The sequence below is a fragment of the Blastocatellia bacterium genome (assembly GCA_035275065.1).
Lineage (GTDB): Bacteria > Acidobacteriota > Blastocatellia > UBA7656 > UBA7656 > DATENM01.
Genome location: DATENM010000017.1, coordinates 57,985 through 78,380, shown reverse-complemented (window position 1 = coordinate 78,380; position 20,396 = coordinate 57,985). Strand labels below are relative to the sequence as shown.

Sequence of the window (20,396 nt, the reverse complement as noted above, 5' to 3'; positions counted from 1 at the left end):
GCTATCTCACACTTGAAAGCGGCCTAACAATCGCGTGAACCGGAGCGCGCGAAGCGGATTTCTTATGGTTCTTGCCATTGCCGCTCGCGCGCCCGGTTACGCGGGGCGTTGGGCGTCTTGCCCTATGCTAATCAGAATGTGCTATTCTCTCAAGCGAGAGGTGAAAAGATGCACCAAGTTAGTCTGGAAGAAGCAAAAACGCAGTTACCTGATCTCATAGACGCTGCCGTCGGGGGCGAAGAGATCATCATTGCGAAGGACGCTGAACACCTCGTAAAGCTCGTCCCTATCGCGACGGCCAAGTCGCGCCCTCAGTTCGGTAGTGCCAAAGGATTGATAACCATGTCGGATGATTTTGATGAACCGCTCGAAGACTTTAAAGAATACATGGAATGAAACTCCTATTAGACACGCACACATTCCTTTGGTTCATAATGGGCAATCCCAATCTCAGCGTCAAAGCCCGCGCAGCAATAGAGGACTTAGCAAACGAGAAGCATGTAAGTGCTGCGAGCGTGTGGGAGATAGCTATCAAACTAAGTGTCGGCAAGCTATTTTTATCGGCTCCGTTTTCCACTTTGATACCGGACCAGCTCAATGCGAATGGATTTGAGCTGCTGCCTGTCGAAGTGACTCATGCTTCCGCGCTAATCATTCTGCCATTCCACCACAGAGATCCGTTTGATCGACTATTGATAGCGCAAGCTATCGTCGAGCAGATGCGAATTGTGAGTATTGATTCGGCGCTTGACGCCTATCCAATATCACGCTTGTGGTAAAAAAAATTGTTGTTGCGACACGCCGCCCAACAAGGCGTTGCACCGGAGCCGCCGCAGCGCAATTCTCATCCTTTGGCCATTGCCGCGCGGCGGCCCGGTGAACGCGAGCGTTAGGCGCGGGATGGCATCAGTCTAAAGCCAGCTGATAAAATCCTGGCTATGCCAGAAATCAGCAGATTCTTCGGGATAGTCATCGCGATCTATTATAAAGAACATGGCTTGCCCCACTTTCACGCCAAGTATTCCGGTGAAACCGGGGTTTTCACTATCTCCGACTTGAAGCTTATTGAGGGCCACTTGCCCAAGCGTGTCGTCGCCTTGGTACTGGAATGGGCGTTTGAGCATCGAGATGAGTTGATGCAGAATTGGGAGCTTGCGATGGCCATGAAACCGTTGCGGAGTATTCAGCCTTTGCAATAGGAGGTTCGATATGCATTACGTTAAGGATGTGGAATATGTCTCAGGATATAAATTGCTGCTGACATTTGAAGACGGGAGTATAAGGGTGGCTGATCTAGAGCGACATCTAGACGGAGAAGTGTTTGAGCCGTTAAAGGAGATTGACTATTTCAAAAGCGCAACTGTGAATCGAGAATTAGATACAATCGTTTGGGGCAACGGCGCGGATATGTCGCCCGATTTCTTGTATGAAATCAGCGAACCAATCGCCAAGCCAGAGTTATTGCAGACAAGTTGAAGTCAAAGATGAATCAGGGCATAGTTAGCCGAAAACCGCGGCGTTGCTGCATAATTCGATTATTGAGTACACCTTATCTGTAAAGCATCAAACGCGGCTTAGATCGCATCGCTTTCTGGCATTCCCAGATGTGTCATGCGGTTGAGCGCCGCGCATCTCAGGCTCATCTCTGCCGCTTGATTATGGAACCTTCTACTGCTCAACCCGCTGCCGAAGATCGTCTTCTGCCGCATCATCGCCGTCTCTACCAAACTCCGCCGATGATACTGGCGCTCTCGCTTCCACTGTTTTCGACCAACTTGCTTGATCCGTCGCAGGTTGCTGTCTCTGGCGCGGAATCGCTCATCGGCTGGGCGCAATCGGCCTGTCCGTCGCGGCGGGATCACCGCTCTCGCCTGGCGCTCGGCGATGGCCTCATAACAATCCACATAATCGTAGCCGCCATCGCCGGTCACCTGCTCGATCTGGCCGCCGATCTGGGCCAATGAGCCCTTGCACATGGTCGTCGATTCGACGGGGGTGAAAGTCTTCGGCGAAGGCGAATGGAAAGTTCGCCAACACGGCTACACGAAACGTCGCACCTGGCGCAAGTTGCATCTGGGCGCGGATGCGGCGACGGGCGAGATCGTCGCGGCGGTGGTAACGACCAACAACGTCGCCGACTCGCAAGTGCTCGAAGACCTGCTTGAGCAAGTCGGCGGTGAGCTGGCGCAGGTGAGCGGCGATGGCTCCTATGATAAGCGCAATTGCTATGAAGCCATTCGTCAGCGCAAAGCGAAAGCGGCGATTCGGCCACGCCGCAATGCGAAGATATGGCAGCACGGCAATCGCCAGGCCGAGCGCTTGATTCGCGATGAAAACCTGCGACGGATTCGCCAGGTGGGCCCCAAACAATGGAAGCAAGAAGTAGGCTATGATCGGCGGAGTCTGGCCGAGACGCAGATGTTTCGGGTGAAAGTGATCTTCGGAGATCGCCTCAGCGCGCGTCAGTTTGCAGGGCAAGCGACGCAAGTGCTAGTCAGGTGTGCGGCATTGAACCGGATGACGCATTTGGGAATGCCAGACAGTTACGCCGTGTGAGCAGTTGCCGAGTTCGATATTGTGGAAGACTGCTTCCATTTCGATTTACACAACAAAGCCACCGGCAACTATAAACATCGCGTCCCTACAGGACTGCTCAGACAGCCACTCAGCCTTAAAAGAGTCTGAAACCTGCTTGCCGGATTGCATAGTACGCCAGGCCGATAAGCCCCGCACCAAGCAGGAACAGGATGCCGAGCAGCATGAAAACCCAAAGCCAGTCGCTCCACACCGAGCCGCCTTTGCCTTTGGCGTACTGATTCAGCAGGCGCAAATTCTTACTATTCGACTTCCAGGCAAAATCAACGGCGTCGCCGACCAGCGGCAGGCTGCCGAGTAGAAAGTCAACGCCGACATTGAAGACCATCCGTGTGATGGCGCTTTTCGGCAAACCATGTCGGATAGAGGCGAGCACGATGTAAACGCCCACCAGGGTTCCGAGCCAGTCACCGGCCACCGGAAAGAAGAAGCCGATGATCGGGTCAAGCCCGAAGCGCAGGTTGGTGCCGGGGATGCGGATGGCGCGATCCATGAACATCTCAATGCGCTCCAGGTGTGTGTCTATCGGCGCATCGACAATGTCGCGCAGCTTGCCGCGGACGGCGGACTGCACGGGACGTTCGGCAAGCGCGCGGTCGGTGAAGCTATTCGGTTTTTCGGCCATTTTATCCATAATTCAGCGGTTATTCAGGCCCTTCAAGCGTGATGATTTCTGTAGAGAGGTTTGCCTGATCAAGCCTGAGCAGCCCCACGGTACGCGGCAGCTTAAAGCGGCGCGGGCCGGCGCTGCCGGGGTTGAATAATAGTGTGCCGTTGATCTCTTGCGCGTAGGGCCTGTGCGAATGGCCAAAGACCAGCACGTCGGGCCGCACGGTTTCAAGCGTCTGGTAGGCCGATGCGTCCAACTGGTGTAACTCGCCGAACATATGGCGGATCAGCACGCGCTGGCCATTCAATGCTTCGAGGCGCTCTGTCGGGTAAGCGCCAAACCAGTCGTTATTGCCTTCGACCGCAAGGACCGGCGCAATGGCTTCCAGGCGGTGAATGATTTCGAGCTTGCCGATGTCGCCCGCATGGATGATGGCGTCAACGCCCGCGAAGACGTTGATGACCGCCTCGTCAAATAGCCCATGCGTGTCTGAAATCACTCCCAGCTTCAACCTCGCCTCCGCGCCGCGGTCTGTCTTGCGAGCCACACCATAATTCTAGCAGCCGTTGAAGGGTGAGCGAAGCTGAGGAAAGGAATATAAAAAAGGGCGAGCCATAGGATTGCTATGGCTCGCCCAAGGGCAGAGCGACTCCTGTCTCCGCCCATCATTAGCGACAGACAAATCAATCTTCAGTCGGTATCGATAATCCCGGCGCTGCTGACCGTCACGTGATGCGATTCGCGCACATTGCTCAGGATGATCTGCGGCTCTTTCGACTTTGGCGCCAGCACGCCCGCCTTCGTGAAAGTCACGGCAGCGTCTTCGGCAAGGCTCATCGCTTCCGGCAGTTCTTCGGCTTCGCTGCCCTCAAGGCTGCCATTGCCATTGCGGTCAATCCCATAGCGATTGCGCTTGGCGTCGAAGAGGACAGAGACATTCTGCCCGCGCGCTTTTGCAAGCTCCTTCGCCTCCTTCAGCTCGCTGGCCAAACTCTCGGTCGCCCAACGCAAAGTGATCTTCGAATAAGCGATGCGCCCGACTTGAAGGAGAACAAACATCACGATCAACGCACAGAGGCTGCCGACGATGACTTCCATCAGGCCCATGCCCGCTTCACCGGGTTGATGCTTTTGCTTTGCTGATGTTTGCACTTCGTCCTCCGTCGGGGGGCAGACCAGCCGTCAGATGTGCAATTGTCTGGCCACCTCTGGACCTGGGTTAAATGGTTTGCTGGCGGGAGTTATTTGAATTGAAACTGTCCGCCCAAGCGCCGATTCCCGCGCCGCTGTTACGATAGTCAACGGATTAGGTTGATTCCTCCACACCGCCCGGTGTGAGCGATAGCGGGATGCGGCAATGGAAGACTGTGCCGGCGGCGCTGCTGGATTCGACCGCGACGTCGCCACCGTGCGCCATCAGTATCTTCTGCACCAGCGCCAGCCCGATGCCATAGCCGCGTGATTTTGTAGTGAAGAATGGGATGAAGATGTGGTGCAGGTCTTCGCTCGATATGCCGCCGCCTGTATCGCTGACGCGAACGTGAGCAAAGCGCCGGTGACTGCCGGGGTCCAGGCTGCCGTTGATGCGGATCAGTTTTTCGGGCGCATTCGGGTCAATGGCTTCAATGGCGTTGCGAATCAGGTTCAGAAAGACGCGCTGGAGCAAACTCTCGTCGGCGGCCACTTCGTCGAATTCGCCATCTACATGAAGCCCGATGCCGCTGTCGCTTAGTTGGGGGTGCAATTCGTGGACGCAGTGATCGATCAACTCGCGTAGCGCGACCGGCGCAAGGCTGAGTTGCTGCGGGCGCGCGAAGTTTAAGAAATCGGTGACCAGCCGCGTCAGCAATCGCACTTCGTTCAGCATCGCATCGAGCGTCAGGTGCTGGTCGGCGGCAGGCACGGCGCTCGACTGGCGGTCGAGCAATTGCACATAGCCGTGAATCGTCGCCAGCGAATTCTTAAACTCGTGTGCCAGCCCGGCGGCCATCTCGCCAAGGTTGGCGAGGTTTTCTTGCAGGCGTATGCGCTCGCGCAGCTCCAACACTTCGGTGATGTCTGTGAGCAGGCAGAGCGCGCCTTCGACGGTTTGCCCGGCGTCGCTGATCGGCGAAATGCTCAGCCCCAGATGGCGCGCCCGACCGTCGGGAAGCGATAGCACGACTTCTTCGCGGCGGAAGGCGCGGCCCGTTTCCAGGCATTCGCCAATCATCTCGACGAGCCGCGGTGAGAGCTGAAGGAGGGCGCGGTAATCCCCGCCGGGCGCAAACATCGCCGTCCCTGGCTCGTACAGTTGCGCGGTGTTGAGGCGAGCGCCAAGTATTTTCAAGGCGTGCGCGTTCGCGGAGGTGACCGCCCCCGACTGGTCAACCGTCACCAGGCCGCTGGGGATGTTAGCGATCAGGCGCTCGCTCAGCCGTTCGGAGCGTTCGGCGCGGCGTCGTTCCAGCGTGTGCAGTTGCGCCAGCTCACGCTCTTTGGCCTGAAGCTGCTCGACCAGCGCCTGAAAGGTCTCGACGACGAATTCGCTCTCGCTCATCGCCGCCGACGCATGAACAGGACTGTCGCGGGCCGCCTCGACCATGCGCCGATAGGGACGCAGCAGCCAGCGCACCAGCAAGTAGATCATGCACAGCCCGAAGGCCACCACGATCAGTTGATAGCTGAAAAGATAAACGACAACCGGCGAGGCCCCGGCCTGGCCGCGCGCCCTGAGGTAGAGGCCGAGGCTCAGGCCGATGAGCAGCAGCAGGATCAGCGCAAAGGTGAGAATCGCCAGCCGCGCTTTGTTTTCATCTCTGCCTAATTTCATACAGCCGGGATCGTCCGTTCAGCCCGCAAAGTCAAAGCCTGGTCACACCGCTTCTTGAACGAAGCATTGGATATCGAACAAATCGCCTTTGCGATGATCCGCCCAGACGGCTTGAACGCGCATGCCGCAGGCAAGGCGCTCGACCGGCTCGTCGATCAAATGCGAAAAGTAGTTGCTGGCGCCGTCGAGCAGAATCAACCCATAGGTGTATGGCGGCTCGGTCGGCTGTCCGGGGAAGGGCAGATGCACGGTCGTGTAAGTCGCTAGCATGCCGTGGTCACTGACCTCGACCCATTCGCTGGCTTCGACATAACAGCGAGTACAGATGCGCGCCGCGGGAACGATCACCGACGCGCAGCGCGGGCAGCGCGTGCCCATCAGGCGGCGGTGATCTCTCGATTCTTCGAAGAAGCGCGTCAGCGCATGGCCGTAAGACCAGCGGTAGGGAATGCTAATCTGGCCGCGCACCTCTTTGACCGGCGCCGGTGAGTTCTTTTCTTCAGCCATATTCGGGCCGATTACGCGAAAAGATCGCGGAATTTTTGCAGCAGAAACGGATTGTTGGTTTTGACCTTCCCCATGACCAGGTCGGTCATCGAAGGGGTGTAAGTGCCATTGATGGTGCCTAGAAAAATCTCCGCCGAAGTCTTAAGGAAACAATCGGCGTTTTCGACAGTCTTCCCCGGCTGTACGTCGCAGCTTTCGGGCGTCACCAGCACGGTCCACTGCTCGCCGTCAATCGAGAAGTAGAAGGACAGGTTTTCGTCGGCCTTCTCTTGATGAAAGTTGCCGGGCAAGGCGCGGAAAACTTCGCTGACTTCTTTGAATGTTTCCATCTGTGTGCTTGTTCCTCCTGTTGATGATCGCGATTGAGATTCGGTTTTTGTCTCAGCGCCTACATTGGGAGTTTGCTGCTGATCGTCGGCCCGCGCATCTGTCGCATCGAGCGCCACGAAGGTTTCGATGTCGAGCAACACCCCACTGCGCGCGGCTTTGAAGACTGCCGCGACGCGGTCGCCCGCCTTCACCCCGGGCGCGACCATGTGCAGCAGGTTCGTATCCGCGCCGTCCAGTCGGATCAAGCCGAGCGCGTAAGGCGTAGGCGAAGGGCTCCAGGGCATCCTACGCTCGACGTTGGTGATCGCGACAACCGTTCCTTCGCCGCTGAGCGGCACCCAGTCACCGAGCGGTCTGTAGCATTCGCCACAAAGATCGGGCGGCGGTACATAGACCTTGCCGCAGTCCTGGCAACGCGCTCCCACCAGCCGGGCATTCTCTTTCAGCTCCGCGAGAAACCTCCCCGTGGTTGCCCCCGTCGTCCACTTATACGGGATCGTAATGTCGCCTTCTAGAATCATTCCGTTTTAGAGACTATCCCTTCGCCGCGCTGACGATCATCAGCGTGTGAAACTGAATGCCCCCGCCCCAGCCGTGGGCGATGGCCGTGCGCGCGCCGTCAATCTGATGTTCGCCGGCGCGACCCATGACTTGCATCGCGGCTTCAGCCTGCCGCATCATCGCCGTCGCGCCAATCGTGTTAGTCGAAAGCACGCCGCCCGACGGGTTAATCGGCAGATCGCCGGTCATCTCGGTCGCGCCCGATTCGACCAGCCTGCCGCCCTCGCCGCGCTCACAGAAGAACATGGCTTCCGTCCATAACATCTCCTGAAACGAGAATGCCTCGTAAAGCTCGGCAACGTCCAGCTCCTGCCGCGGCCTGGTAATGCCGGCCACTTTGTAAACTTTCTTTGCCGCTTCCATCAACGCCAGCGGGGTTGCAAAGTCGCGGCCGGGGTAATAGACGCCTTCGTTGACCGAGGCGACCGCCTGTATCCACGCCGGTCGCGGATTGAGCTTTTCGGCGCGCGCTTCGCTGGTCAAGACCATTGCGCACGCCCCGTCGGAAGCCGGGCACGCATCCAGCAGCTTGATCGGCGACGACAAGACCGGCGAATTCATCACCATCTCGACGGAGATCTGCGGAATCTTTAGCTGCGCATACGGATTCAGCAACGCGTTCTTGCGATTCTTGACCGCGACCAGCGCGGCCTGTTCTTCGGTGACGCCATACTCGTCCATATACTGCCGCGCTTGAAGCGCCACCGCCGAGGGCGCGCCGCAAGCGAACTGGCGGCCGAGAATCGGGTCGTAGACCGTCGAAAGGCCCAACTGTACGGGCGATTCCGACAGCTTATCGCCGGTCACCGCCAGCACCGTGTCGAACATGCCCGAAGCGATATAGTAAAACGCGCCGATGCCTGTCGAAGCGCCGACCGTGCCGCCTGTGTGTATGCGCATCACCGGCTTGCGCCATGCGCCGGCGGCTTCGGCGCACCAGTGCTCCGGATGATTGACGCCTTCAAAAAGCTCCGGGGCGCTGCCGAAGACGACCGCATCAACCTCTCTGATGGTGATGCCGGCATCTATGAGGGCGCGGCTCGCGGCCTCGTAGATGAGGCCGGGAAAGCTGACGTCGTCGCGCCGCTCTTTGCATTTCGTCTGCCCTGTGCCGATGATGGCGACTCGTCTCACCGCGACCTCCGTCTGATAACCTTTCTTATCCGTGGGTATTCAAATTTCGGTGTTCAAATTAAGGGTGAGCGCCGAGGACGTAGACGATGTTGGATTGCAGCGCCAGCCCTGAAGTCGCGTGCGCCACGACGGTTCGAGCATCAGCTTGATGGCCATCCGCCTGACCGGTCACTTGAAGGGCGGCTTCGGCCAGGCGGATCAAGCCGGTTGCAAAGATCGGATTTGCCGACAGCGCGCCGCCCGAAAGATTGACCGGCAGGCGGCCTGTCCCGTTTACGCCGGTCGCGCCCGAATGCAAGAGGTCGCGCCCTTTACCTTTGTCGCAAAAGCCGAGTGCTTCATAGACCATCAACTCTTGAAAGGCGAACGGCTCGTGAATCTCTGCCACGTCAATCTCAGCGCCCGGACGGCTGATGCCGGCCATGTCATAGGCCCGCTCCGCGGCGAGATGCGCCGAGCGAATCTCTGCCAGGTCGCGGTGGCCCAGGTAGTAACTGTCTGTGCAGAAACCGAGGCCGCGAATCCACGCCGGTTTCAAGCCGTACTTTTTCACCGCTTCTTCTGACATCAGCAGCATGGCGCAACAGCCATCCGTTATCGGTGAGGCGTCGAGCCGTTTAATTGGCGTAGCGATCATGGGCGAGGCCATCACCTCAGCAATCGTGTATTCGCCTTTGATCTGCGCAAAAGGATTGCGCATGGCCTGGCGGCGATTCTTGACCGCGACCAGTGCCGCGTCTGCTTCGCCCGCGCCGTATTGCGAAAAGTAGCATTGCGCTTGCAGAGCCGCCGCCGTCAGCGCCTCGACGCCGAGCGGGCGAAGGTAAAACGGGTCGGCCATCATCCCCGAATAATGCTGGGGCGAAGAATCGGATGACTTGCTGTAGCCATAGACCAGGATCGTATCAAAGGCCCCCGCGGCGATCCGCATGAAGGCGTAACAGGCCGCAAACGCGCCGTCATCTTCGACCTTCGATTCCTCCTTCAAAAACGCGCCGGCGTATTCTGCCGTGAAGACGTTCGAGATGCTGCGCCCATCCATCACGTCGTCGCCCGCGCCCATAACCATCTCAACATCGCTGATCGTCAGCCCGCTCTGTTCGAGCAGCGCCGTGACCGTTTCAAAGATCATGTCTTCGACGTTTTGATCGGCCTTGCGCCGCTCATGGACGGTCTGTGCCGACCCGACTATGGCAACTCTTCGCATAGCTTCGCTTCTCGAATACCATGTAGCGCAATCTGTTAGCTTGCGCGAGCCGATGCGCAAGCTAACAGATTGCGCTACATCGCAAACGCAATCGAAACCTCTCTAGTCCGTTCACCGCCACTCGCCTTGGAGGACGAAGGCGGCCCAGAAATAGGGCGCGGACCATTGTTTATGATCGAGCATTTTCAACTGCGCGTCGCGCAAAGACTCGGATGGCGTCTTCTCTTTTTTGAGCAGCTTCTTATAGAAATAACCCATCAGCTCGGCGGTGGCGGCATCGTCAACGTTCCAGAGACTGACGACGACGCGCGCCGCGCCGGCGTACATCAGCCCGCGCGTCAGGCCGATCAACCCTTCGCCGCGCACTTCTTGTCCCAGTCCTGTCTGGCAGGCGCTCAACACAACCAGCTCGGCAGGGAGCTTTAAGTTATAAAACTCGTCGGCGACCATAAACCCGGATTGTTGCGTCCCGCCAGGGTCCACGAGCGACAGCACGATTCCCGACGATTCCGGGTGGACGCTGTTCAAGAAACCATGCGTCGCGATGTGAATGTAACGGTAGCTACTCAACTTGTCGCTCGTCGCCAGTTGTCGGCTGGCGTCGAAGTCGAGGGCTTCGAGCCGCTCGCTTTCAGGGACGTACTGGGCAATCGATTCGGCTTCGCGCCGAGTCTCAGGCAAGCGATTGATGCGAGCCGCGCCCGTCCCGCCACTGACATCGGCGGCCGCCGTGCCGAGCTTGACGCTCAGGCCGCGCTCGTCGTCCACAGCCGGCTGTGGACGATTACCGCTACGACTACCCGCGCCTTTGACGCGCGCATCGGTTTGATCAAAAACCGGGTCCGCGAGAATGGCGAGGGTGTTGGGCGCGGGCTGCCGGTTGGCCGTGTCGCGTCGCAATAGAGCCAGCGTCGAGGCCGATGGCAGCATGACGATCTCGTGCCGGGCGACCATCGGCCTGTGATGAAAGGCCGGTTCTTCCGAGTGCGCTTTCGGCAGCGGCAATGCGGTGAAAGGAACATAGTTCAGCGCGCCGTCGGCAACAATCAGCAGGCGATTGTGATGGAGCTGTCGCGCAACAGGCGAGAGCAACATTTCGCTCAACTGCCGCCCGGTCGTCGTGAAGTCTGCATCCTGTTTGGCGAACTCCTGCGCCCTCAAACCGCGTTGATCGGCGCGCGCCCGCAGCTTATTGCTAGGGTCTGTGAGCAAGCCGTAATAGCGCCGCGCCACGGCTTCGATCTCGGCGCGCCCAGGCAACTCATAACTCTTGATGTCATCACTGGTGACGGCCCAGAGAAAGCTGCGCTCTGGCCCGAGCCAGTATTCGAGCAGCATGGTGTCGTCGTCGAGCACCTGTTTTTGAATCTGCGCGACGGTCAAAGGCTGTGGCTGGGTGAGCGCCGCATAGCGCGGGCTGCGCGTGCGGATTTCATTCTCGACTTCGACGAGCTGCGCCTTGATGGCGACCAGATCGTTTTCGATGGCATCGGCTTCGATCTCCGTATGCGCGCCGCTCAGCAGCAGCAATTGCCTTTGCGCCTTCTCGTTGAGCCCGCGCCGCAAGCTGCGCTCTTTTTCCAGGAGCGCCGGCTCGACGCCCTGGCGGATGTCTGCGTGGGCTTCGGCCAGCAAGTCGAGCAGACTGCGCGCCCTGGCCCGCTCGCTCGTCTCAAGCGCCGCGGCGGTGTAGCCGCTCAACGGCTTGAGCGCATGCAACTTCATAAGCAGATCGATATAGAGCCCATAAAACTGCTGCACATAGGCGAAGTAACTGATGCGCAGGTCGGCCTGCTTCACTTCACTGCGCACGCCTTCGATGATCTGGATGGCCGCTTCAATTCGCTTCAATGCCTGATCGAGCTGGCCGCGCCCACGATGGATCAGTGCCAGCGTGTAGAGCGCCTCGATCTCAGTTGAACGATCACGCGTTTGCTGCACCAGCGCCAGCGCCGCCTCGATGGCCTGTTGTGATTTATCAAGGTCGCGCATTGCGCCATAGGTCTTGCCTAGGCTGACGAGCGTGAGCGCTTCGAGGTTGCGATTCTTGATCTCGCGGGTTGCCGCCAGTGCCCGCTCGCCGAAGTCGAGCGCTTTCGGATAGCTCTTCTGTTTGCGATAAACTTCGGCCAGATTGCCGAGCGTCGCCGCTTCACCAGCCCTGTCCCTGGTTTGCTGATGAATGGCGAGGGCGCGCTCAAAATAATCGAGCGCCTTGACTAGCTCGTCCTGCGCTAAGAGCGCCTGACCGATGTTATTCAATGCCAGTCCGGCGCGCCGTCGGTCGCCGGATGATTCGAAAATGGCGAGCGCCTGGTTGTAAAGCTCTAAGGCTTTCGGCAGGTTGTTCAGGTAAAAGTAAACCTGCCCCATGTTGTTGAGGGTCTGCGCGTCGAACTCCTTTGGCGAATTCGCCTCGCGGTCGGTCGCCAGCACCTTTTGGTAATAGTCGAGCGCCTCTTGAAAGCTGCCGCGAACCCGGGACACCAGCGCCATGTTGTTATAGATGGTGGCGACGCCCGCAAGGTCATGCTCGGCCTGAAAGAGCGCCAGCGATTGCTTGAAGTATTCAAGCGCGGGGTCGCCATTGCCGCGCTTGCGATTGACTTCGCCGATCAGGTTCAGCGCATTGGCCTCGCCGCGACGGTTCTTGGCTTCGCGGAAGATCGGCAGCATCCGATTGTAGGTCTCGATTGCCGCATCCATTTCGCCCTTGGCTTCATGAAGCTGGCCAATCAGCCTGAGCGTTGTCGCCTGTTGATCGCGGTCAGGGATTTTTTCGGCCAGCCGCAGCGCCTCGTTGTGACTATCGAGCGCCTTCTGCCATTCGGCGAGCTGGCGATAAGTGAGCCCGAGGTTGTTATAAAAAACGATCTTCGAGCGATCATCAAAGGCGCCGAAATCCGTGCGCGCCCGCTCGAAGTATTCGAGCGCCTTCTTGTAGTTCGCCGTCGTGCGGTAATAGTTGCCGATGTTATTCAAGCTTTCGCCGCGGCCACGCCCATCCCCGACTTCTTCATAGATCGTCAGCGCTCGCTCGTAGTATTCCAGGCTCTTGTCTTTCTGCCGCAGGCTGTCGTAAGCGATGCCCATGCTGTTTAACACATTGGCTTCGGCGCGACGATCCTGACGGTCGCGCAGGATAGGCAGCGCCTGTTCATAGTAGCCGATAGCGTCCTGATGCTTGCCGGCGGCGCGCAGCGCTTGCGCCAGCTCGTAAAGTGTCACCGATTCGCTTTTCTTATCGTTGGCCGCGCGCGCCTGTTCGAGAGCGCGTTGATAAACCGGAATGGACTGGGCGCGCGCTTCGCGGGTCTGCGCTTCTTGTAATCGCTTGCCCTCAGTTAAGAGCTTGACCACCTCGACGCGGGCGGCATCTTCAGCCGTCGCATCGCGCGAGTCTTCGAGAGTGATGACAAAGCTGCCGGGCCCGGTGCCGGCAGCCCCGCTCACTTCGATCTGATACCGGCCCGCCGTTTCAACGATGGCGGCAAGTGATTCATCGCCATCGGGGTTTTTATTGGCGTCAGTCTCTTGAATCCGTGTTCCATTGGCGGAGAGCAAGGCAATGCCGAGGTTGATGCCCCGTTGTCGGACGCGGACGCGAATGAATTGTTTGGCGTTGATGTCCAGGCGATAGAGCCGCGTTTCGCCCGCCGCGATAGTCGCTTCTGTCGGCTTATGCAATTCCAGTTTTGCCGGGCTTGTCGCCTTCTGGGCGCCGTTGATAACGGCTGAAGCCAGCAATAAGAAAAGCGCGATTAAGATTGTCCATCTTGAAGCCCGAATGGGTTGCCTGAAAAAGCAGCGCACGCGTGTCCCTTTGTTCATCTGGCACCTGTTCTGGCCGGCGATTCAATTCTGAGGCGATACGACACGCCGTCACTAGCCGGCTCGTCCGCTTGTAAACTGCTTGATTAACTCCCTGGCGATGACCATCTTTTGCACTTCACTTGTTCCCGCGCCGATGGTTCCGAGCCGCGCATCGCGATAGAAGCGCTCCGCCGGGTAATCGTGAATGTAGCCGTAGCCACCAAAGACCTGAACGGCATCGTACGCCACACGAATCGCGGCCTCGGTCGCCCAGAGCTTGGCGATGGCGGCTTCCATCATCGCCCGCCTGCCTTGCTGTTTGAGCCAGGCGACGCGGTAGACCAGCAGCCGCGCGCCTTCGACAGCGATTTTCATGTCAACCAGCTTATGTTGAATGGCCTGGAACTCGGCAATCGGTCGCCCGAATTGCTTGCGCTCACGGGCATAGGCGGTCGAGCATTCGAGCATGTACTGCATGCCGCCAATGATCGGCGCGATCATGCAACTGCGCTCCCATTCGAGGGTTTCTTTGCCGACCGCGAGAAAGCCCATGTCTTGCGGGCCGAGCAGGTTCTCTTCCGGCACCTCGCAATTGTCGAACGATAGCTCGGCCGTTACCGATGTGCGGTTGCCCATCTTCGGCAAATCCTTGCCGACCGTTAACCCCGGCGCACCGCGTTCGACGATGAAGGCAGAGATTCCCTGATTGCCGGCGCCTTTGCGTGTGGCCGCGAAGACCACGAAGAGGTTGGCGATGGGCGCATTCGTGATGAACATCTTCGAGCCGTTCAGGTACCATCGGTCGCCGTGTTTCTCGGCAAACGTCTTCATCGCTGCGGCGTCCGAACCGGAGCCCGGCTCGGTCAGCCCGAAGGCTCCGACCCATTCACCCGAACAGAGCTTCGGCAGATACTTTTCCTTTTGCGCGGCGTTGCCAAGCAGCCAGATGGGGACGCCACAGAGGATCGTATGGGCTCCCCAGGCGAGCGGTGTCCCGGCATCAACGCCTGCGGCGGCGACCGCTTCCATGGCCAGGCAGGTGGCAAGCGGGCTCGCCTCGCTGCCGCCATAGCGTTCGGGGAAGGGCAGGCCGAGCAATCCCATGCCGGCCATATCGCGCCAGTTCTCCCAGCTAAACTCGCCGCGGGCGTCTAGCTCCTGGGCGCGCGGTTGTAGCCGCTCGCTGGCGAATTGATAGACTGCCGCCTTGAAGTCGAGATATTCCTGCGGAATCGAAAAATCCATAATCGCCCGCTGAATGCATTGATGGCGCGCTGAATTGCCCGGAAACTGTAGCACGATTGACGACCAGAGACTAGAGGCGAAGAAGAGATGTAGCGCAAGGCGGTTAGCTTGCGCGAGGCGCTGCGCAAGCTAACCGCCTTGCGCTACACCCGATTGCAATCCTACCTAGTCACTCGCCTCAATCCCTTGATACTCGTCGTCTTCGATCAAGGCCGATTGGCCCTGGTGGTCAGCGGCGCGCACGGTCAGTGTGGTGTCGGCTACAAAAGATAACTTGCCGGTTTTGGCATAGCGCGCCGGCACGGCGTGGACGCGGAAATAGGTGCCGATCAGTTCCAGCGACAGGCGGTAGCCGGCGCTCGATGGGATGGTGATGTTGGTGAAATTGAGAACGCCCTTGCCGCTGCGCAACACTTGATCGATTTCCGATTTGATTCGCTTGGCGAACTCCCACAGCGTCACCGCGGTGTTGTATTCGTTTTCGCTCATGCGGCGCTCTAGCCGATCCTGGTAGTAGCGATAACCATACCAGCCGATCAGGGCCAGCGCCGCTGCGCCAAGAATAATCAGGAGGATTGCCATACTCTTTGCCTGTGTCTCCGGGGAGTCTATCAATGCGGTGAGGCGAGCGCGCCGAATCGCGGCTCTGCGCATGGGGTTCTCAAGCGCTCATATTAGCCGCAATAATGGCCTTGAATCAACCGCCGGGCAGCAATTTCGCCTGGCCGTACCGGCGTGTTAGAATTGCTGCTGAACAAACAATCCTCACCCGGAGAAGAGGGATCACAGGTCACAACGCATGCTGATCAGCAAAGTCGAGCTAGAGAACATCAAGAACTACGAGGAAGCGAGCTTCGAGTTCGAGCCGGGCGTCACAGCGATCAGCGGGCCGAACGGCGCCGGCAAGACGACGATTATCGAGGCCATCGCCTGGACCCTCTTCGATCAATTGCCCTACAAAAAAGAAGACTTCCTGCGGCGCGGCGCCAAGAAAGGAATCGCCCGCGTCACCTTTGTTTCGTCGCAGGACGGGCGCCAGTACACCGTGCATCGCGACACCTCGACGGGCTATTACATCTATGACCCCATCACCAAGCTGCGCCTGGTCGAGCAGAAGCAACAGGTGGCCGGCTGGCTCAAGCAACACCTCGGCGTTGACCCGACGACCGACTTGAGAACCCTGTTTACCTCGACCATCGGCGTGCCGCAAGGCATGTTCACAGTCGACTTCGCCGAGCAGCCGGCGCGCCGCAAAGTGAGCTTTGACCGTGTGCTGCGGGTTGATGAATACCAGCGCTCCGCGGACGACTTAAGATCGCTGGTCAAGCTGATCGAAGGGCGCGATGCCGACCTGCGCGAGCGCATGGCGCGCATCGAGGGCGAGGTTTCGAAGCTCGATGAGTTGTTCGCCGAACGTGCGCGCTTTGAGTCGCTCGCGGCGCAGACCAGGGCCGAGCTTGGGGCGGCGCAGGCAGGGCGGGAGCGGGCGAGCCGCGAGCTTGAGCGGCTGGGCACGCTGCGGCAACGAATCGAGCGTTTGACCGCGGAGATTGTCGGATTGCGACCGCAGGTTGAGCAACTGGCGCGGCGCACCGCTGAAGTCGAGGCCGAGGTGGCACGCTCACGCGAAGCGCGCACGGTCGTCGAATCGGCGGCGGCGGGCTATGCGTCCTATAACATCGCTTATTCGCGCTTGCGGGAGCTTGAGCCGCTGGCTCTGCGTCGCGACGAGGTGCGCAAGGCTCATGCGGAAGCCGACCATCAGCGCATACGGCTGGAAGCGACCATTCAAGGGCAGCGCGAGAAACTGGCGCAGATTGATCTCGGCAAGTCCGAGCTAGCGCGCCTCGCGCCGCTCGTCGGCGAGCAGGAAGGACTTGAAGCGCGGCGCGCAGAGATACAGACGGCGCTCGGCGAAATGAAGGCGCTCTCTCGCCGCTTGACCGTCGCTGAAAACGACTTGCAGAAGTTCCGCGGCGAATGGCGCGACGTTACTCAACGAATCGAGGAGGCCGAGAAACTGCGCGAAGTCGCCGAACGCGTCCCGACGCTTGAACAAGAACGGCGCGACACGGAGGCGGAGTTGCGCGAAGCGCGGGTGCAGCATGAACGACTGATCGAGCGGCAAAAAGAGATGCAGCGCGCGCAAGCAAATCTCGCCAAGCTGGCCGGCGAGCTACAAACGATTGACCGCGAGATCGCTGCCGGGTTGCGCGCTGAAGAACTCGCCGCCAAGCTGCCACGACTCGAAGAAGAAGAGCGAACGCTCATCACTCAAGCCGCTAACCTGCGGGCGCGCGTCGAACATGATGAAGAGATTGTCGCGCAGGCCAAAGGCGGCTTATGCCCGCTGCTGGCCGAACGCTGCTTGAACATGAAAGACGGCCAGGGGCTCGACCAGTTTTTCAAGTTGCAGGCCGGCAGCGAGCGCGAACAGCTATCGAGCGCCGACCGTAAGCTGAAGGCGTTGCATGTTGAGTTAAAAGAGGCGAAGGCGGCGTTGCGGTCGGCGACGGCGCTGGCCACGCAACGCGTTCAGCGCGAACGCTACGCGCAGGAGCAGGAGATAGAGCGCAAGAATGCGGCACGCCTTGAGCGCGAGGTTGGCGGCGCAAAGATCAACGCGCAGACCATCCGGCAGCTTGACGAGCGCCTCGTCCGAATCGAGCGCGAGATGGCGGCGGCGCGTGAAGCCAAGGCGAAATACGACAAGCTCGATCTATTGCGCGAACGGTTGGAAGCTTTGAAGGCCGAAGGCGGCGAAAAGCGCGAAGAGGTTGCGACGCTGAAGCAGCGACTTGAGCAAACGGACACTTTGAATCATGAAGCGGCGGCAATCGAAACGCGGCTCGCCGCATTGGCCGATCCGCGGGGCCGCTCGCGGCTGCTCGCCGAAGCCGTCGCCAGAGAGGATGACCTGCGGCTTCAGCTTGAAAATTTTGAAACGCAGCAAGCGCAAAACGCGGCGGCGTTGAGGGGGCTTGAGACTGAGCTTGCCGAGTTCGCCAACCTCGACGAAGACCTGGCAAACGAGCGGGCTCGGCGCGCGGGCTCTGAGAGAGATTACCGAGCTTATGTCGAGCATCAGCCGGTGGCCGAATTGTTAGAGGCGCGCGAGGCCGAGTTGCAGCAGATCAACGAAGACCTGACAGCCCGCCGCGCGCGCCTTACCGCAATGGAAGGCGAGTTGAGCGAAGTCAACGTGGCTTACGACGAATCGGCGCACATCGAGACCCGTGCGCGTCTCGAATCGCTGATCGAACAGGTCGCCACGCTCGGCTCACAGTTGGTCGCTACAGAGGCGCGTCTGGGCGAGCTCAATGGTGAAATTGATAAGCTGATCGCCGCCAAGAAGCAGCTCGAAACACTCGCCGGCGAGCGCCAACGTTGCGAGCAACTGCACGCGCTTGCCGATTTCATGCGCGACCTGCTCAAGAAGGCGGGCCCGTTCATCACTGAAGCGCACCTGCAATCGATCTCTATCGAAGCCAATCAACTCTACCGCGAAATCACCGGCAACCCGATGGTGACGCTGCGCTGGGATTCGGGCTATGAAATCGTTCTCGAAGAAGACGGCCACGAGCGTCCCTTCGCCAGCCTTTCGGGCGGCGAGCAGATGGCCGCGGCACTGTCGGTTCGGCTGGCGCTGTTGAAAGAGCTATCCGACATGCGCATCGCCTTCTTTGATGAGCCGACGACCAACATGGACGAAGAGCGGCGGCGCAACCTGGCGCAACAGATTGGCCGCATCCGCGATTTCGACCAGCTCTTCGTCATCAGCCACGACGATACCTTCGAAGGCTTCACCGACCGCGTTGTCGCGGTGAAAGCCAGCTGACAACGCAATGTCCCAGAGGGTTATGGCCAGACTGCCAAGACGGCTGTTCAATCTCACAAGGCGAACCGAATCGGTGGTCCGGGATGTCCTGCTGGTTGGCTTCCTGGCGCTGCTCGCGCTGGTCACGATTCTCGGCTTCACGGCCTACCGCAGCTTTGTCGAGATGGAGGCGGAGGTCACGCTGATCCGCCAGACCGAAGTGAGTCGCGAGCGGGTCGTCCGCCGCGTCAGCGAAACCGCCGGGAAGATTCAATCCCAGGCATTGACTGTGCTGGCCAACGGCGACCAGCGGCTGCTGGCGTTCGCTGCGCGCCAGCGGCTCAATGACCTGAAGGCCGAGATGGATGCGCGCATCGTGGACGCCAAGCCTTCGGCCATCACGAACACGGAGGCATGGCGCGAGTTCGAAGCCGCTTTTCAGTCGTATTGGGAGAAGATCAATTCGCCTGTGCCTGTCGGATGGTTCGAGGAGCGCGAGCGCATGATGAATGCTCTGGCGGCGCTCGACCTGCTGGTGACTGAAGGCCAATTGGAGAATGATAAACGCATTGAAGACCTGGGCCGGCGCGAGCGGCGTAAAGAATTTTCGGTGACGCTGCTCGTCCTTGCTGTCAGCAGCATTGTGGCACTTCTAACGCTCTACGAGATTCGCCGCATCCTCAAGCAACTGAGCGGCGCTTACGCCGAAAGCTCAGAGTCGCGCGATTACCTGCAATCCTTGCTCGACAGTATGCATTCAGGCGTGATCGTCCTGACCGAGGAAGGCCGCGTCGAAACGATCAGCGAATCTTTCCGGCGGCAGACCGGCCTGCAATCCGCCGCCGGCCAGCATTATACTGAGCTTCTGGCCGGAAACGATGAGATGGTCGCGCTGGTCGCCCGCAGTTTGTCTGCGACCGAGCAGGCGAGCCATTACCAGGGCCGTTTGCAGGGCGATAGCGGCATGCTGTTGGACGTCTTCAGCTCGCCGCTGATGTTAGGCGATACCCCGCGTGGCTTGATTCTGGTCTTTGTCGATGTGACTGAGGAAGTGCGGGCGCAAACCGAATTGCAACGCAACCGCGCCTTGAGCGCCATCGGCCAGATGACTGCGCAGATCGCCCACGAGATCAAAAACCCGCTCGGCAGCATCCGCTTCGCCGCCGAAGTCTTGAAGCGCCAGCCTGAGGGCAAGAGCTGTGACCTGGAGACCGTCGCTGTCATCGAGCGCAGCGTTGACCACCTGGCAACCGTGGTGGCCGAGCTATCGGATTATGCGAGGCCGAAAGAGTTGCAGAAATCGCCCTTGAACCTGAATCATCTGTTGGACGAGATTGTCCCGATGGTGGCCGACCGGCTGGCGGCAAAAGGTATGGAAATCAAGAGGCAATACGCCAAGCAATTGCCGGCGGGCCAGTTCGACGAGACCGAGCTGAAGAAGCTCTTCTTGAATCTGATAATAAATGCTATTGAAGCCAGCGAGCCAGGCAAAAGCGTCGAGTTGCGCACGAATTCTGACGGCAATGGTCAGGTGATGGTCGAGATCGTTGACCACGGCGCAGGAATGGACGCGGAAACCCTGCGACGCTTATTCGAGCCGTTCTACACGACCAAAGAAAAAGGCACGGGGCTCGGAATGGCCATCGCCCGCAAGATCACTGAGCTACATCAGGGCGAGTTGAGCGTCCGCAGCCAAAAGGGGAAGGGAACCACCGCCACTGTGCGATTGCCGATCAACGGCTAAAGGCTTGCCGTGTGGCGCAAT

Annotated in this window: 19 protein-coding genes; 7 read left to right on the top strand and 12 right to left on the bottom strand. The window is 59.3% G+C overall.

The annotated features are described in order from the left end of the window. The first annotated feature begins 168 nt into the window (after positions 1–168). The 4 genes from VJ464_03215 (at position 169) to VJ464_03200 (ending at position 1,476) form a co-directional block, all read left to right on the top strand. On the top strand, positions 169–396 hold the full coding sequence (locus VJ464_03215; protein HKQ04117.1) for a DUF2281 domain-containing protein: 228 nt from the start codon (positions 169–171) through the stop codon (positions 394–396). Further along, positions 393–779, top strand: coding sequence for a type II toxin-antitoxin system VapC family toxin (locus tag VJ464_03210; GenBank protein HKQ04116.1), 387 nt, complete (start codon positions 393–395; stop codon positions 777–779). The genes VJ464_03215 and VJ464_03210 overlap by 4 nt, the downstream gene beginning before the upstream one ends. 159 nt (positions 780–938) lie before the next feature. Next, on the top strand, positions 939–1,199 hold the full coding sequence (locus VJ464_03205) for a DUF4160 domain-containing protein (GenBank protein ID HKQ04115.1): 261 nt from the start codon (positions 939–941) through the stop codon (positions 1,197–1,199). Positions 1,200–1,209: 10 nt separating this feature from the next. Further along, positions 1,210–1,476, top strand: coding sequence for a DUF2442 domain-containing protein (locus VJ464_03200; GenBank protein ID HKQ04114.1), 267 nt, complete (start codon positions 1,210–1,212; stop codon positions 1,474–1,476). Between the two features lie 98 nt (positions 1,477–1,574). On the opposite strand, the gene VJ464_03195 is transcribed toward VJ464_03200, so the two are convergent. Further along, the gene (locus tag VJ464_03195) at positions 1,575–1,961 is read right to left on the bottom strand and encodes a transposase (protein ID HKQ04113.1); all 387 of its coding nucleotides are present in this window, start codon (positions 1,959–1,961) and stop codon (positions 1,575–1,577) included. Between the two features lie 13 nt (positions 1,962–1,974). On the opposite strand from VJ464_03195, the gene VJ464_03190 reads away from it, so the two are divergent. Next, positions 1,975–2,556: an IS5 family transposase gene (locus VJ464_03190; GenBank protein HKQ04112.1), complete on the top strand. Its 582-nt coding sequence runs from the start codon at positions 1,975–1,977 to the stop codon at positions 2,554–2,556. A 115-nt stretch (positions 2,557–2,671) separates the two neighbouring features. Here the strand turns inward: VJ464_03190 and VJ464_03185 are convergent, their stop codons facing one another. The 11 genes from VJ464_03185 to VJ464_03135 form a co-directional block, all read right to left on the bottom strand. Continuing rightward, entirely contained in the window at positions 2,672–3,220 is a 549-nt protein-coding gene (locus VJ464_03185; GenBank protein ID HKQ04111.1) for a DUF4112 domain-containing protein, read from the bottom strand. Positions 3,221–3,239: 19 nt separating this feature from the next. After that, entirely contained in the window at positions 3,240–3,752 is a 513-nt protein-coding gene (locus tag VJ464_03180) for a metallophosphoesterase family protein (protein ID HKQ04110.1), read from the bottom strand. Positions 3,753–3,895: 143 nt separating this feature from the next. After that, positions 3,896–4,357: a GspH/FimT family protein gene (locus VJ464_03175; protein HKQ04109.1), complete on the bottom strand. Its 462-nt coding sequence runs from the start codon at positions 4,355–4,357 to the stop codon at positions 3,896–3,898. Positions 4,358–4,511: 154 nt separating this feature from the next. Continuing rightward, positions 4,512–6,017, bottom strand: a complete 1,506-nt coding sequence (locus VJ464_03170) for an ATP-binding protein (protein HKQ04108.1) — start codon at positions 6,015–6,017, stop codon at positions 4,512–4,514. 42 nt (positions 6,018–6,059) lie between these two features. Then, entirely contained in the window at positions 6,060–6,524 is a 465-nt protein-coding gene (locus VJ464_03165) for a Zn-ribbon domain-containing OB-fold protein (protein ID HKQ04107.1), read from the bottom strand. Positions 6,525–6,535: 11 nt separating this feature from the next. Next, positions 6,536–7,375, bottom strand: coding sequence for a Zn-ribbon domain-containing OB-fold protein (locus VJ464_03160; protein HKQ04106.1), 840 nt, complete (start codon positions 7,373–7,375; stop codon positions 6,536–6,538). A gap of 13 nt (positions 7,376–7,388) precedes the next feature. Then, positions 7,389–8,549 (bottom strand): thiolase domain-containing protein, encoded by a 1,161-nt coding sequence (locus tag VJ464_03155; GenBank protein ID HKQ04105.1) that lies wholly within the window; start codon positions 8,547–8,549, stop codon positions 7,389–7,391. A 58-nt stretch (positions 8,550–8,607) separates the two neighbouring features. Beyond that, complete coding sequence (locus tag VJ464_03150) at positions 8,608–9,756, bottom strand: thiolase family protein (GenBank protein HKQ04104.1); 1,149 nt, start codon at positions 9,754–9,756, stop codon at positions 8,608–8,610. 111 nt (positions 9,757–9,867) lie between these two features. Further along, the gene (locus tag VJ464_03145) at positions 9,868–13,443 is read right to left on the bottom strand and encodes a tetratricopeptide repeat protein (protein HKQ04103.1); all 3,576 of its coding nucleotides are present in this window, start codon (positions 13,441–13,443) and stop codon (positions 9,868–9,870) included. Positions 13,444–13,641: 198 nt separating this feature from the next. Continuing rightward, positions 13,642–14,814: an acyl-CoA dehydrogenase family protein gene (locus tag VJ464_03140; protein ID HKQ04102.1), complete on the bottom strand. Its 1,173-nt coding sequence runs from the start codon at positions 14,812–14,814 to the stop codon at positions 13,642–13,644. A gap of 165 nt (positions 14,815–14,979) precedes the next feature. Further along, complete coding sequence (locus VJ464_03135; GenBank protein HKQ04101.1) at positions 14,980–15,396, bottom strand: hypothetical protein; 417 nt, start codon at positions 15,394–15,396, stop codon at positions 14,980–14,982. A 217-nt stretch (positions 15,397–15,613) separates the two neighbouring features. Between VJ464_03135 and VJ464_03130 the strand changes: the two genes are divergently transcribed. Together VJ464_03130 and VJ464_03125 are read left to right on the top strand one after the other, a co-directional pair. Then, on the top strand, positions 15,614–18,652 hold the full coding sequence (locus VJ464_03130; GenBank protein ID HKQ04100.1) for an SMC family ATPase: 3,039 nt from the start codon (positions 15,614–15,616) through the stop codon (positions 18,650–18,652). Positions 18,653–18,674: 22 nt separating this feature from the next. Next, entirely contained in the window at positions 18,675–20,375 is a 1,701-nt protein-coding gene (locus VJ464_03125; GenBank protein ID HKQ04099.1) for an ATP-binding protein, read from the top strand. Positions 20,376–20,396: the final 21 nt, after the last annotated feature.

Bases quoted from the DNA above. Each gene is read 5' to 3' on its own strand.
- VJ464_03215 (HKQ04117.1), top strand. From the start codon at position 169: ATGCACCAAGTTAGTCTGGAAGAAGCAAAAACGCAGTTACCTGATCTC.
- VJ464_03210 (HKQ04116.1), top strand. From the start codon at position 393: ATGAAACTCCTATTAGACACGCACACATTCCTTTGGTTCATAATGGGC.
- VJ464_03205 (HKQ04115.1), top strand. From the start codon at position 939: ATGCCAGAAATCAGCAGATTCTTCGGGATAGTCATCGCGATCTATTAT.
- VJ464_03200 (HKQ04114.1), top strand. From the start codon at position 1,210: ATGCATTACGTTAAGGATGTGGAATATGTCTCAGGATATAAATTGCTG.
- VJ464_03190 (HKQ04112.1), top strand. From the start codon at position 1,975: ATGGTCGTCGATTCGACGGGGGTGAAAGTCTTCGGCGAAGGCGAATGG.
- VJ464_03185 (HKQ04111.1), bottom strand. From the start codon at position 3,220: ATGGCCGAAAAACCGAATAGCTTCACCGACCGCGCGCTTGCCGAACGT.
- VJ464_03170 (HKQ04108.1), bottom strand. From the start codon at position 6,017: ATGAAATTAGGCAGAGATGAAAACAAAGCGCGGCTGGCGATTCTCACC.
- VJ464_03165 (HKQ04107.1), bottom strand. From the start codon at position 6,524: ATGGCTGAAGAAAAGAACTCACCGGCGCCGGTCAAAGAGGTGCGCGGC.
- VJ464_03160 (HKQ04106.1), bottom strand. From the start codon at position 7,375: ATGATTCTAGAAGGCGACATTACGATCCCGTATAAGTGGACGACGGGG.
- VJ464_03150 (HKQ04104.1), bottom strand. From the start codon at position 9,756: ATGCGAAGAGTTGCCATAGTCGGGTCGGCACAGACCGTCCATGAGCGG.
- VJ464_03140 (HKQ04102.1), bottom strand. From the start codon at position 14,814: ATGGATTTTTCGATTCCGCAGGAATATCTCGACTTCAAGGCGGCAGTC.
- VJ464_03135 (HKQ04101.1), bottom strand. From the start codon at position 15,396: ATGGCAATCCTCCTGATTATTCTTGGCGCAGCGGCGCTGGCCCTGATC.
- VJ464_03130 (HKQ04100.1), top strand. From the start codon at position 15,614: ATGCTGATCAGCAAAGTCGAGCTAGAGAACATCAAGAACTACGAGGAA.
- VJ464_03125 (HKQ04099.1), top strand. From the start codon at position 18,675: ATGGCCAGACTGCCAAGACGGCTGTTCAATCTCACAAGGCGAACCGAA.